The sequence below is a fragment of the Paenibacillus chitinolyticus genome, from assembly GCF_045038035.1.
Classification (GTDB): domain Bacteria; phylum Bacillota; class Bacilli; order Paenibacillales; family NBRC-103111; genus Paenibacillus_F; species Paenibacillus_F chitinolyticus_A.
In genome coordinates this window covers 417,942-431,612 of record NZ_CP173427.1, presented here as the reverse complement: position 1 = coordinate 431,612, position 13,671 = coordinate 417,942, and the positions used below count along the sequence as shown (strand labels likewise).

Annotated in this window: 10 protein-coding genes; 6 read left to right on the top strand and 4 right to left on the bottom strand. The window is 50.3% G+C overall.

Annotated elements, in window-relative coordinates; genetic code table 11:
• Positions 1-218: 218 nt before the first annotated feature.
• Both ACI48J_RS02055 and ACI48J_RS02050 read right to left on the bottom strand, forming a co-directional pair.
• Positions 219-1,892: a family 14 glycosylhydrolase gene (locus tag ACI48J_RS02055; protein WP_405081402.1), complete on the bottom strand. Its 1,674-nt coding sequence runs from the start codon at positions 1,890-1,892 to the stop codon at positions 219-221.
• Positions 1,893-2,360: 468 nt separating this feature from the next.
• Positions 2,361-2,990 carry a LysE family translocator gene (locus tag ACI48J_RS02050; RefSeq protein WP_326052074.1) on the bottom strand — a complete coding sequence of 210 codons (630 nt, stop codon included), beginning with the start codon at positions 2,988-2,990 and terminating at the stop codon, positions 2,361-2,363.
• A 186-nt stretch (positions 2,991-3,176) separates the two neighbouring features.
• On the opposite strand from ACI48J_RS02050, the gene ACI48J_RS02045 reads away from it, so the two are divergent.
• The 3 genes from ACI48J_RS02045 to ACI48J_RS02035 all read left to right on the top strand — a co-directional run bounded on the left by ACI48J_RS02045 (position 3,177) and on the right by ACI48J_RS02035 (position 5,769).
• The gene (locus tag ACI48J_RS02045) at positions 3,177-4,181 is read left to right on the top strand and encodes a metallophosphoesterase family protein (protein ID WP_405081401.1); all 1,005 of its coding nucleotides are present in this window, start codon (positions 3,177-3,179) and stop codon (positions 4,179-4,181) included.
• A 195-nt stretch (positions 4,182-4,376) separates the two neighbouring features.
• Complete coding sequence (locus ACI48J_RS02040) at positions 4,377-5,120, top strand: spermidine synthase (RefSeq protein ID WP_405081400.1); 744 nt, start codon at positions 4,377-4,379, stop codon at positions 5,118-5,120.
• A 136-nt stretch (positions 5,121-5,256) separates the two neighbouring features.
• Positions 5,257-5,769, top strand: coding sequence for a hypothetical protein (locus ACI48J_RS02035; protein WP_405081399.1), 513 nt, complete (start codon positions 5,257-5,259; stop codon positions 5,767-5,769).
• 573 nt (positions 5,770-6,342) lie between these two features.
• Here the strand turns inward: ACI48J_RS02035 and ACI48J_RS02030 are convergent.
• On the bottom strand, positions 6,343-7,008 hold the full coding sequence (locus tag ACI48J_RS02030) for a GntR family transcriptional regulator (protein WP_405081398.1): 666 nt from the start codon (positions 7,006-7,008) through the stop codon (positions 6,343-6,345).
• Between the two features lie 177 nt (positions 7,009-7,185).
• Between ACI48J_RS02030 and ACI48J_RS02025 the strand changes: the two genes are divergently transcribed.
• From ACI48J_RS02025 to ACI48J_RS02015, 3 genes are all read left to right on the top strand, one after another.
• Positions 7,186-7,713: a YbhB/YbcL family Raf kinase inhibitor-like protein gene (locus tag ACI48J_RS02025; RefSeq protein WP_405081397.1), complete on the top strand. Its 528-nt coding sequence runs from the start codon at positions 7,186-7,188 to the stop codon at positions 7,711-7,713.
• 33 nt (positions 7,714-7,746) lie between these two features.
• The gene (locus ACI48J_RS02020; protein WP_405081395.1) at positions 7,747-8,007 is read left to right on the top strand and encodes a hypothetical protein; all 261 of its coding nucleotides are present in this window, start codon (positions 7,747-7,749) and stop codon (positions 8,005-8,007) included.
• A 153-nt stretch (positions 8,008-8,160) separates the two neighbouring features.
• Positions 8,161-9,564: an MFS transporter gene (locus tag ACI48J_RS02015; protein WP_405081394.1), complete on the top strand. Its 1,404-nt coding sequence runs from the start codon at positions 8,161-8,163 to the stop codon at positions 9,562-9,564.
• Positions 9,565-10,330: 766 nt separating this feature from the next.
• On the opposite strand, the gene glmS is transcribed toward ACI48J_RS02015, so the two are convergent.
• On the bottom strand, positions 10,331-12,160 hold the full coding sequence (glmS, locus tag ACI48J_RS02010) for a glutamine--fructose-6-phosphate transaminase (isomerizing) (RefSeq protein ID WP_405081392.1): 1,830 nt from the start codon (positions 12,158-12,160) through the stop codon (positions 10,331-10,333).
• Between the last annotated feature and the right edge of the window lie 1,511 nt (positions 12,161-13,671).

Below are 13,671 nucleotides of genomic sequence, written 5' to 3'. Positions count from 1 at the left end.
ATGGATAAGTCAGGAGAAGTGGTATTTTTTTGTAAAGATAAAACGCTTTCTTTGCACTTCCTTTCACGGGCCGATATAGACTTTTACAGCCTTACAGCTCCCTGCTGCTCCACAGAAAAACGGCCGTCAGCTTCGGGCTGGCGGCCGTTCGAAGAAACCATCGGGCGGTTGGTTCCCTCCCTTTTCCCTTTTCTGCTTGCGGTAAGCGCGGGAAGAAGTTAAGCGGGCCCTCCGGCTTTAACGGTTCCTGCCGCTCCGCCCGTGCCGGGCGTGTAAGTGGAAGTGCCGGTGCCGAAGAAATAGTTGTTCATGCTGTTGCTGTCCCAGTTGTTGTTCCCGTCGTTAAAAGCCGCTTCCAATTGAGTCGCCGCGCCGATATTGACTGTGATTTTGGCGTAGCCGCTAATTTCGGAATCGGCCATTTTTACGCCCGGTACGGCTGTCCAGGTCCCTCCTGCTGGACGGTAATGGATGTACGGGCTTGAGTAACCTTTCTTGTAGTACACGGTTGCGGTATTGTTCGTGCCCCCCGAACCCGTTCCCGCATGGCTGATGACATACTTCTTGAAGTTCGCCATCTCGCCGGTTGCGGAGCCGTCCGCATTCACGACGTTAGCCAGACGCAGAAGCGTAAAACCGCTGAATCCGAAGCGGGTCAGCTTCTCCTCGATCTTCTGGAAAGCGGCCGTTCCCGAAGCCGGTAGCGCATTTTCCCCGTTGAGGCGGACGCCTTTGGCGTTCGCGATACCCGCTACGGTATCGACAAGGGTAGAGGGCATGGAGTAATTCGGCGCGCTTCCGCTGTCGAACATCTCCAGGCAGGTGAACGTCAGATCCAGATTGCTGTCCTTAAACTTTTGCAGCAGACGGTTGTAATCGTAATAACCGGCAGCCTGCTCCGCGCTGTGCGGCATGGACGGATTCGTCATCTGCCAGTGGACGCCGGATACCTTGGCTCCGATCGGCACGCCGAATACGGAATCGAAATTTTTGTGCGCGGCACTGCCGATTACGCCCAGATGATTTTCCAGCACGCTTTGGTACCAGGACAGAAAATCTTTACCGTAAGCGGTCTTGTAGCCTCCGTTCGTGTAGAAGCCGTCTCCGTCATTAGGAGGACTGATCTGATCGACCGAAGTCAGGCTCAGGCCCCATGCGCTGTTGATTCCGCCGAGCGATCCGTATTTGGCCGTCATGGCCGTGCGGAACGCCTGCTTCGCGGTATCCGTGTAAGCCTGGAACTTGCCCCGGGACGGGTAGCTCCATCCGGCAGCCGGATAGTAAGAGGGAAATCTCAATTCCCCGGACGGGCCTCCGCTTAAATAAATCTTCGGAATAATACCCTTATAGGAAGCGAAATTAGCCGCAAAAGAAGCGTAAAGCTCGCTGTACTGAGTGCCCAGCCCGCTCCAGAAAGGCGACACGGCTTCGTTGTTTACATAACCGGTTTCGCTTTTGAACTGCATCTGATCCGCCGTTCCTTTAGCCCACAGCCAGTTCGGCAGCGGAATGTTACAGTCGTCCCCGACATTGCCGCCGCATTTGTGCGTGGACAAGATCGGAACCCACTTTAGCCCCGCTTCCCGCACGGCATCCGCGTACGTCTTGTAATAGCTCCAGTCGAATTGGTTATCCCCGGCGCTTTCCACCATCCCCCACCAGACATCGGTCGTGACGGCGTATACTCCGTTGCTTTTTAACGTGCGAAGCTGGTTCTTGAAGGAGTTCCAGTCCGTAACCTTCGTCAGCGGTCCCATCACCGATGCTTGAAAATCACCGGCAACAGCAGCACCGGCCTTGGCCGGTCCCCAGCCCAGAACTGTCGTCATTACCAGAATGAAACCGAGCAGCTGCAGGGCCGCTTTTTTCAAGCTTTGGTTCTTCAAACTCATCCCATACACCCTTCCTTTATCAATCATTTTATCGAGAGTACAAGAATCCCCGCGCCCCGCAGCCGGCTGCCTTTGTTCTCTCATTCCCTTGAACCCTTCGTCTTATGTAGTCCGGTTAAGCTGCGGCTTTTCGTGTGCGCTGCCTAAAAAAAGACCCGGTTAGGTAAGGTGTCATTTCCCTCCTTTATATGAAATCGCTTACAAATTGTATTATAAAGAATGGACAAGCCGCAAAACGACCCCAAAGATTGTCAAAAAGGTGGACTATCTTGTCTGATATGAGCTCCCCGGGCAAAACAAAGACGGGAAAGGGTCCCCTCTCCCGCCTGCATTTACATATGGACAAGCCGCTCCGGCCTGTCTCCGTTTCCGGTTGAATCCGCTGTCCTTTGTGCCAAAGGCCCCTTACGTTTGCTGCTTGTTCTGCGTTTACCGGAAAATCGCCAATCGACGTGGTCCTGCTCGCGCTTATTGTGGAGCTTTAGTTTGAAGCAGCTTCAGACCCATTCCGATAAAAATTACACCGGTGATTTTGTTCAACAGATTCCCGATCCGTTCGTTCTCTCTCAGTTTCTGAGTAAAAACCGAAGCAAAAAAAGCGATTCCGAGACACCAGACCAGTCCCGTAAGCGAAAAGGTTAGCCCCAGAATGAGAAAAGGAAGGGGGCCGGACGCGTTTGAGTCGATAAACTGCGGCAGAAACGCCACGAAAAATAAAGCGACTTTAGGATTCGTCAAACTTGTCAGCATACCCTGCACGAAAACCTTTTTCAAGTTGAGCTGAGCCTGTGCCGCCGCGGGAGTCAATCCCGATTTATCCAGCAGCATCCGTACGCCAAGGTACACGAGGTAAAGGACACCCGCTATTTTGATCGCGTTAAACAAGACGAGCGATTTTGTAAGCACCAGCGACAACCCGAACGCGACGAGTAGCGTATGCACAAGCGAGCCCGTAATAATGCCGAGCACGGAGTAAATTCCCGCTTTTCTTCCTTGAGCCACACTTCTGCCGATGATATACATCGTGTCCGCCCCGGGAATCAAATTCAGCAGAATGCCCGTCATCAGAAATACGGGGTAGTTGATAATGCCAGTCATGGGGTCACCTCTCTATATGTAGTCTCATTCAGGATATCGGATCGCCGCGGCTGCTGTAAACTTTTTTTAAAAATTAAGTAAAATACCTAGCCTCATTCATAAAACCTATACACAACAACGGTCTCCCTCTGACAAATAATAGGTATGGTAAGAAATGTAAATAAAATCGATGAACGAGGAGGCTCTATGTTACGAAAAACGTTCCTCTCGGCAGCCCTGTCTTTATCGCTTCTGGCAGCCGCCGTGATTCCTTCCGCCGTCGGCGCCAAACCCGGGAAAGAGAAGCCGCTTCTCGCTTTTCCCGTCCTCAGCGATATTCACATCCAGTCATGGGTCCCGCAATCGCATCAAAAGCTCAAAGCGGCCCTGAGCGATCTCCATACGCTGGACCCCAACGCGGACGCGCTTGTCATCAACGGCGATCTCACGAACGGCATGCCGGCGGACTACGCTAAGCTGAGCGAGCTGATGGAGCGGAACCCGCATCCGCGCAAAGTGTTTTACACGATGGGCAACCATGAATACTACAAAGCCTGGATCGATGGCGGCGGCTCCTGGAATGCGGACGCTTTTCCGAACGGCGAGACGGAGCAAGCGTCTATCGGACGATTTCTTCAGCTCTCCGGCAAGAAAAAAGTTTACGGCGATCAGGTGGTGAACGGCTTCCGCTTCATCTTCCTGGGCTCGGAACAATACCGTCAGTCGGATCCGAGCAACTTGGAGGATGCCTGGCTTTCGGGGGAGCAGCTTGAATTCCTCAAAGCTTCCCTGCGGAAAGGAGCCGCGAGCGGCAAGCCCGTCTTCGTCTTCCTGCATCAGCCGCTTCCCGGCACCGTATCCGGCACGAGCTTCTGCTGCGTCAATAACCGGGCCGTCGTTCAGCACGAGGAACTGAGAAAAATCCTCTCGGCCTATCCCCAGGCGATCTTCTTCTCGGGTCATACCCACTGGGAGCTTAAGCTGCCGGGCACCCTCGTCCAAGACAAGTTTACGATGGTGAATTCGTCCTCCGTCATCCAGCCTTGGACAGACAACGGAAACGGAGGCGAAATGCTTACGGGTCCGGACGAAAGCGAGGGCCTGTATGTCGAAGTATACAAGGACAAAGTCAGCATCAAAGGACGCGACTTTTACCGGCAGCGCTGGATTCCGGAAGCCCAGTTTACCCTTCCCCGCATCGTAGAAGATTAAAAGACAAAGCCGCGGATCTTCTGCCCGCGGCTTTGTTCCGGTTGCGAGGCCTCCGCCCCGGCCAATCTTTCTCGTCTTCCATCTCGTGGAAGCGAGAGGCATCGCCCCCAGCCAAACCTGAGAAGCCTGCCGGAATGGTATACTGGTTATGACATTTCCAGCGCTTCGAGCGCACCGCAAAGGAGAACGGACATTTTGCAGCTGCTTTTTGAAGAAACGGGACCCGGCCATGTGATCCGGGTTTACGACACGAACGAATTGTACGGCGAGAAAGGCCGCTTCCGCGTCCTCCAATTCGCGAATGAGGCCATACAAGGAGCGCTTGATCTGAACAATCCCGGGCGCATCCTATTCGAATATCCAAGAGCGATTATCCATCTCATGGAGATGAACCGGCCCGCTTTCGAAAACGTGTTTATGATCGGCCACGGAATCGGGACTCTGGCGGGGCACTATCCGCAGAAACGGTTCACCATTGCGGAATACGATCCTAAAGTCCTGGAACTGAGCAGAACCTATTTCGGCTGTGAGCGGGAAAATATCCTTCTCGGCGACGGGCGTGAGATTCTGGATCAGGAGCCGCCGGAGGCGTACGATTACGTGATCCTGGATGCCTTTACCGAGAAAGGGACCCCCCGGCACCTCGTCTCCCGCCAATTCTTCGAGCTCAGCCGCAGCAAGCTGAATCCGGACGGTGCCATACTCATGAATCTGTTCGGCAAAAGCATGCACGACCACCAGATCAGCGCCATTTACACGACCCTTGGCGAGGTTTTTTCTACCAGGAAAGCTTTTTACCTGCCTTCGGAAGGCACACGGGATACGCTGAACATCCTTCTGGCAGGCGGCAGCAGCCCCTTAACGTATCAAGCCCGCCACATGGCCGGTTTTGTTGAATTTGAACCGGAAGAAGGTTATCTGATTACGGACCGTTTGTAACTACATTGTGACCATTCCATGCGCGATTTGGTTTATGATGAGAGTAACAAGCCCGACAGAGCGTTTTAAACCGGCCCAGCCGGGTAAAGAATCTGTAAGGCATCCTAATCATTTTTCCGCAAAGGGGTTTACACACATGAAAAAGATGGTCTTTTTCACTACTCTGATGATATCTATGCTGGCTTTCGTCACTTCCGCCAATGCAGTCGATTCCGAATATACCCCCGTTCCCCGCAGCGAGGACACCGTAACCGTTATGATTTCTTCCCTTGAAAATAAAAACGGCTCTCTCTATCTGCAAGGAGACCAAATCGAGTGGTACGAAGGCGCAGAAGCCGATCAAAAGTTCCTTGAACATGAAACGGATATCGGCGATATGACGCACGCTCCCGACGGCTACTATATCGTTAACGATCAGGAGAAGCTCGAAAGCTTCGAAATCGATCCGAACGCCCAGGTCCTGATGCAGCTTTACGATCATGACGGCACTTACGAAGGCGTGGACGTCAAGTGGAACGAAGAAGTGTCGCTGACCAAGTTCCTAGCCATTTATCATAACAATAATCTGCTCGATGTGAGCACATTCCCGTTCCATTTAACGATCAAAGACCATAAGGTCGTGAAAATCGTTCAGCAGTACATTCCGTAACAAAAGTGCGTTCAAGTGAACACATGGCATAAACTTGACGCTGCAATCTGGGACCCGATCAAAATCGGGTCCTTTTTTTATGGAATTGTACAATACGCACCTAATCTCGTACCTACCGCTTTCCGGATAAGGACACTCCCCGATCTTGCTTTTTTTAGGTACATGGACCGGGAATCGGCTACACGAGCAAACCCGCGCCTCCCGGCCTCTTATATTTCAACTCGGTGGGATAAAACTGTTTAACCTAAACTGCCCGTTAAATGAACACAGGCAGCCGCTTGAAATAGGAATAAGCGAACATGAGAAAAAGCTACTGGCAAATCTCCAATAGCCCCATCCTACCCAAGTACCTCAGAAATAATATCCTCAAAGATCAAGCATTCCTATTTTTTCAGATTATTACCGACAAGTCACGACATAAGCTTAGAAACCGCCGTATTACCGAACGGTATGTATGGTGGTGTTAGAGGTCAGTTGCTCAAATAATGGGCAGCCAACTACCGGATTATATCGCTACTTATCTACAACGGACTTGGGTAAAGGTAAAAGCTGCGGTTTGCAAGCATACTCCTCTTATCTTTGGTCAAACAGGTTATCCACAGTGAGTTGGATGTGCGCTCTAAAGATCTCGACGGCATGCTCGCTGTCACGGCTAAGAACGGCATCTGTTAATGCCTTATGTTCGGCGCGGCCATCGCGATTTGGCTGATGCTGGAACGACCAATGTCGATAAAATTCGCTCAAATCCCAAAGACGTCCGCAGAATCCCAGGAGAATCGGATTTGGACATGCGGCGATAAGTTCGTAATGAAATTGTCGGTGGATGTCGGACCACTCTTCGCGAACGATAAGCTTTTGATTCACTTCCTCGTACTCGGCCGTTTGCGATAATTTGTGGTGAACGGCTATTACATTGGATTCCCATGTGAGATCACCGTGGGTGATGGACAGGCGTAATGCTTCCGATTCATTGAGCAACCGCGCTTCTATGATGCTATTCAGTTCTTCTTCCGACACCGACTTCACTGAAAATCCGTGATTCGGGTTTTGCAAGACAAGTCCTTGGGTCGCCAACCGGGTCAGTGCTTCTCGAACGACGGCAACCGAGACATCGAAACCCTTCGCTAATTCCGATACGGTTAATGGAGAGCCTGGTTCATATTGTCCGGCCAGAATATCAGACTGCAGTTTCTTCGTGACATTTTCGCTTAAAGTGGATGAACCGTTTCTTTTGGCCATGAAGCTGACACCATCCTTCAAACACATCGGGATTATACTCGTTTAAATAGTTTACACCAAAATCAATAAAAAACAAAGAACAAACTCGATTATAAAAACATAAAACGTTTTTTATTTACAAAATCGATTCTTAATACTATAATCGAATTTGTGTTCATGAAAAGGAGGTAATTTACAGTGAGTAACAACCCGTTTGCCAAATTGCCAGAAGTCGCTGTCTTTCAGGTGACGAGTAACGACATTACGGAGGGACTTCCTCTACCACCCCATCAATACTCATTTGGAGTGGAGGGCGGCAAAGATCTTTCGCCACACTTGAAATGGTCCGGTGCACCCGAAGGGACGAAGAGTTTCGCCGTAACCGCGTATGACCCGGATGCCCCGACCGGATCGGGCTTCTGGCACTGGGCCGTTATCAACATCCCTGCCAGCGTCACCGAACTGCCGACCGGCGCAGGCGACGAGCATGGCAGCGGTTTGCCGCAAGGCGCCTTGCAACTGCCGAACGATGCGCGACTCGAACGCTTTATCGGTGCGGCGCCTCCAGCGGGACACGGGCCTCATCGATATTATTTTGTCGTTCATTCCCTGGATGTCGAGAATATCGGCGTCGACCCTAATGCCACGCCGGCTCTCTTAGGATTTACCATGCTGAGCCATACGCTGGGGAGAGCCGTTCTCGTGGCAACAGGAGAAATCAAGTAACCCAAGTCGCTTGTGGTCATAGGAGACGATGGTATGAATGCGTTGTTGTTCGCAAACAGCAACGGGGCAGGAACGTCCAATGCTCCAATCGAAGCAGCGTCAAGTACGGAAGAAGCGGTGAAGCTGAACGATCTGCATCATCCAAGTGTATGCCCCATGTGCCAGCAGCCAATTAAAGTTTTGAAGCATACGATCATTTGCGGCTGTGGGAGCAAAATCAAAAACAAAATCAAAATTGTCTCGAAAAACAGAAAAGCCCTCAATTATGAGCGCTTTTCTGTGCTTTTGGGTTGAACACCAACCGGCTTTTGAAGCATTACTTTGTCATTGGGGCAAAGTAATGCTTAGATTTTACGGATGTACTTGAGTGATAAATTCATTATCAAAGGAATACAGGTGCGTTGCTTCAGCAATGCTGTTTTGTCCTATAGAAAAGAGGCATGCCACATGCAAACCAATCCTAGCATTCAAAAGAATAACGGAGAGTTATTACTTGGTATTCTTGTCTTTACGCTTATTATCTCCGTCATGAATGCAACCATGTTTAATGTTGTACTTCCGACTATCAGTAAACAATTTCAACTTTCGCCATCGCAAGTGAGCTGGATCATCACGAGCTATATGATTGTATATGCAATTGGCTCGGTAACTTACGGAAAATTGACAGACAGATACAGCTTGAAGAATTTGTTGACGTTTGGTCTGCTATTTTTTGCAATTGGATCTGTTGTAGGCTTAGTGGCTATTCAATATTGGATGGTAATTGTGGGGAGAATTGTACAGGCAGCTGGTGCTTCGGTCATTCCGGCGATTGCAATGATCGTGCCGGTTCGTTACTTTTCACCCGAAAGGCGCGGTCGTGCGTTGGGTACCGTCGCAATCGGGTACGCAATCGGTCTGGCAATCGGTCCGATCATTGCTGGTGTGGTGAGCAGTACGTGGAACTGGCGGGTTTTATTTGTGATTTCACTTTTATCGCTACTTACATTGCCCATATACAGGAAGTATTTGGATGACGAAAAGAGAGTCGTCAGCAAAATGGATTTTATTGGCGGTTCACTTTTGGCGGGCACAGTAGCCATTCTGTTACTGGCATTAACAAACGAAAATATTTGGCTTGTCTTGGCGGGTACTATTTCTTTCGCTTTTTTCTTATTACGTATACGCTATGCATCAGCGCCGTTCATAAACCCGGCTATTTTTCGAAACAAGCCGTTTTCATACGGTCTTATTATTACTTTCGTGATGGTGGGGATTAGCTTTGCTATTCCATTCATTACACCTCAGTTGCTTTCTTCTGTACACCATTTGTCACCGGTTTTCATCGGAATGGTTATGTTGCCGTCAGCCCTTATGGCCGCGTTTTTGGGTCGGCGGGGCGGAAAATTAGCTGATGAAAAGGGAAATCCGATTCTTGTGTATACAGCAGCAGCGCTTCTTATTATCGGTTTCATCTGTTTGTCTTCAGTTGTTGGCATGTCGCCAGTCTTTATTGCGATCTTCCTTATCTTCGGTGTTCTTGGTCAATCTTTCATGCAAATTGCGATGTCGAGCACCGTTTCACGAACGCTATCAAAAGAGCATATAGGAGTAGGAATGGGATTGTTCTCCATGATCACTTTTATTTCTTCGGCTGCATCAACAGCTGCTATCGGCAAGGTACTGGATTCCGGAACATCGACCGTTCGCTTAAATCCGATACCTCAAAATAGCACTACTCTCGTATATAGCAACATTTTCCTGGCACTTGCTGTTCTGGTCGCTGTGATGGCTGCACTTTATTATGTACAATTTGGGCGTGTAGCTAACATGGCTAAGGACGAAAAAATGGATAGCGAATCAGTTGCTTAGTGAACAAAGAGTCACCTCCAAATTTGGTTTCCATAAACCCGCCTATAGCGAGCAGCTCGCTATTATCCACAAAAACGACTAATGGCTTCGCCCTTTACAAAAAAAGGGCGAAGCCATCAGATTGAAATCTTTTTGCGGTTCCCGGAAGATGTCTTATTGCTGTCCTCTTCTTCGAGCGTATAACGTTCATTGCCAAGCACAAACTTCAAAGCCTAATTAGAAGCCCGCGGTCTTGTCCCCTCGGGCCTTTATTCGCAAACCATCGCTTTGGGAAATATCGTTTCCCGAGGCTACCTGCTTAATGATTCATTGGCAATACTATAAGGAATCAAATGAGATCATATATAAATGGCCAAGGGGGTGGAGCTCGGGCTTAACGGCGAAATTATTAAATAATATTATCTCTAAGAGGAAAATCTTGCAATTTTCTTTCCAATCTGCAATTTCAACAATCGGGGCGCAGATGTTTTACCTGCCAGGCCGTAACTTTTGCTGAGGACGGCGAAAGGTGATGTTGTTTGATGACCTAGCTTTAATGCACGATGTAAAAGCATTTTTCATAAAAATAATGGTCCCGGAAGTCATTAACTTCGGGACCATCAAACTACTTCATCCTTATCATGTAGATTTCATATCTTTAATTTACACTTCACAACTATATGGTTTAGTTCGCAACTATAATCTCATCGAACAGCAGTTAAAATCTATATTTTGCAGTTACAAACAATATTTAACGCATTCACACTGCTACTTTCCCGCTTCCGCCCTACTCCACCGTCACGCTCTTCGCCAGGTTGCGCGGTTTATCCACGTCGTTCCCGCGTGCCAGTGACGCATAGTACGAAAGCAGTTGAAGCGGAATCACGGTCAGCGCAGGGGACAGCACATCCAGCGTCCGCGGGATGCTGAACGTCTGATCCACCGATTTTGCGAACTCGGCGTCTCCCTCGTAAGCAATCCCCAGCACTTTGCCGCCGCGTGCCGTGACTTCCTTGACGTTGCTCACCGTCTTCTCCTGAAGGTCGGATTGCAGGCCCAGAGCAATCACCGGCACATCATCCTCGATCAGCGCGAGCGTTCCGTGCTTCAGCTCGCCGGCCGGATAAGCTTCGGAGTGAATGTAAGAAATCTCCTTCAGCTTAAGCGAGCCTTCCAGCGCTACCGCATAGTCGATGCCGCGGCCGATGAAGAACAAGTGCTCGTGCGGTGCAATCTGCTCCGCATAGGCTTTGATCTCTTCGCCCCGCGCCAGAATGCTTTCCACCTGCTCCGGCAGGCTCTGCATAGCCGCCAGGGTGCGGCGGATTTCCGCCGGCTCCACGGTTTCCAGCGTCTGCGCGAGGAACAAGCCCAGCAGATAGAACGCCAGCAGCTGTGTCGTATAAGCCTTCGTCGAAGCAACGGCAATTTCCGGCCCCGCCCACGTCACGATCACGTCGTCCGCTTCCCGGGATACGGAGCTGCCGACTACGTTGGTGATCGCCAGCACGCGCGCACCGTTTCTTTTCGCCTCGCGCAGCGCGGCCAGCGTATCCGCCGTTTCGCCGGATTGGCTCACGACAATGACCAGCGTTTCCGGGGTGATGATCGGCGACCGGTAACGGTACTCCGAAGCCACATCCGTTTCAACCGGGATGCGCGCCAGCTTTTCGATGACGCTTTTACCGACAAGCCCGGCATGGTACGCCGTACCGCAGGCTACGATCTGGATATTCCGAATAGTCCGAATTTGATCGGCTGTCATCGAAATTTCATCCAGAATCACGCGGTCGCCCGCTTCGGAAATACGGCTGCCGATCGTATCGCGGTAAGCTTTCGGCTGGTCATAGATTTCCTTCATCATGAAGTGATCGAAGCCCGCTTTTTCAGCCGTTACCAGATCCCAGTCCACGCGGAACATTTCCCGAGAAATAAAATTCCCCTCGATTGTCATCAATTCGACACCGTCCCGCGTAAGCAGCGCCATTTCGCCATCGTTCAGAATGTACACGTTGCGTGTATATTCCAGAATCGCCGGAATGTCCGAGCCGATGAAGTTCTCTCCCTCGCCTACCCCGATGATTAATGGACTTGCCAAACGTACGGCCACAAGCCGGTCCGGCTCATACTCCGTCAACACGCCAAGTGCAAAAGCCCCCCGCATCTGTTTAACCGCCTGCTGAACCGTTTTGACGATATCCCCTTCGTACAGATCGGCAATCAAATGGGAGATCACTTCCGTATCCGTCTCCGAAACGAACTTGTGCCCTTTAGCGATCAGCTCTTCTTTCAGCGTCATATAATTCTCGATAATTCCGTTGTGAACAACCGAAAATTTCATCGAATTGTCCGTATGCGGGTGCGAATTCTCATCCGAAGGCTTGCCGTGCGTCGCCCAGCGCGTATGACCGATTCCTACCGTTCCGTTCAAAGGCGCATCGCTAAGCTGCGATTCCAGCACGGCCAGACGGCCTTTCGACTTCTTGATTTGAAGCCCGCCCTCCGTGTAAACGGCCACGCCTGCCGAGTCATATCCGCGGTACTCCAGCTTTTTCAATCCCTCGATCAACACTTCCTGAGAATCACGTTTACCGATATATCCAACGATTCCGCACATACAAAATACCCCCATTATTTGAGCTCCATGACCCGCTCCGCATCCTGCGAATAACGTTCATAGGCTGTTTGTCAAAGATCGGCGGAACACTGAATGGAGCCACACACCCGAATTCAAACTCCTGCCGTCTGTCCTGCTTATATATTTTCGATTCCTTATCTCGTCTAAAAAGAATGATTTCAAAACCGGAACGCCAAAACCATCTCAGCGTTTCTTCCACCTTGGTATCCGGTTAGATTAGCGCAAATCGCGCGATACATTACGTATCAAAAACTATCTTTTACAAGTGTCTACCTAACACCCGTTTTTAAAAAGTGAACCGGTCACCTCTATTCGTCCTAAATGCCCTGAAATCTTCTAACAGGCGCACTTAAAAAAGCTTCCGAGCTCGCGTTTTTCAAAAAATGCGGCTCACTCGTATAAGCCGGAACGAGTATAAAAGGATGCCTGACACATAAAGACACAAGCTGCCCAAGCAGCGTCTTCACCGCGATAAACAGAACTGAAGAAACAGGCCCCTATATCCGAGGTCGCCCGTCCAACAGCGCCGCAATACACTAACGTCACCGCTCGGCAAAGATCTTTTCCGCCTGTCTAAAAACGACTACTCCGTTCGTCCGCCTAAGCGGTTTCCGTACGACCCGTCTGCAGCCTTAACCAGAGCCATCGCTGCTTCTAAAATCAAGCATGCGGCCCTGATCCCTTGCTATGAATCATCCGGCTGGATTCTTGTGTGCCCGGTCACCCGGACAGTTTGCTCTCCAGCTTGTCGGTAGGAATGAACTACCGGAAGGTCCCCGCCGAAAAATTCGAACACCTTCACCTCGTCAACTTGCCGGCTCCACGTTATCTTTGCCATACCGGGTTAATTAACCCGGATGTACAATTCAGACGCTTCCCGCGCAAGTTCTGGCGCTTGTTGTTGCCGAAACACTATCCACCTTTCTCTGCATGAGTAAAAAAACATATACCCATCATATTCATTTTGGCCCCGCTTTGCAACTATCACGATACAAAATGAGATACAAGCCCCATATTAGGCGGTTAAATCTTGTGTAAATTCGCGGTATGAGCCTCACTTCGGCTAGGTACGACTACATGGTTGCAGGCTCTTTTCTTCTTCCATACGTGTGGTTGACACCCCGTCATGCGGTGCCTCGCCTCGCTCCGGGAACTGGTGGCTAGCGGGTGCCTTCAATTTTCAACAAAAACTGTTTCCCGCAGCGGGGTCCAACTGCACAGGACTTTTTAATTATCTAAACCATCGCGAGCCCGCTCATTAGCTCAGGCCTTCAGCGAATCTACACCCGCTTCCTTGAACTCCCTCCTCTTATCCCCCCTCCCACAACCCTCTTACTCCACTCTACTCTACTTCCCTCTGTCATACCGCTCAGCCCTCTGTCCCTCCAACCGCATGCCAAAAAGCCGCTCCTCTCTTAAGAGAAAAGCGGCCTACACAACCCAATCAACACAGCAGACTATACCCTTATATATCAGGCAAAATCAAGCCC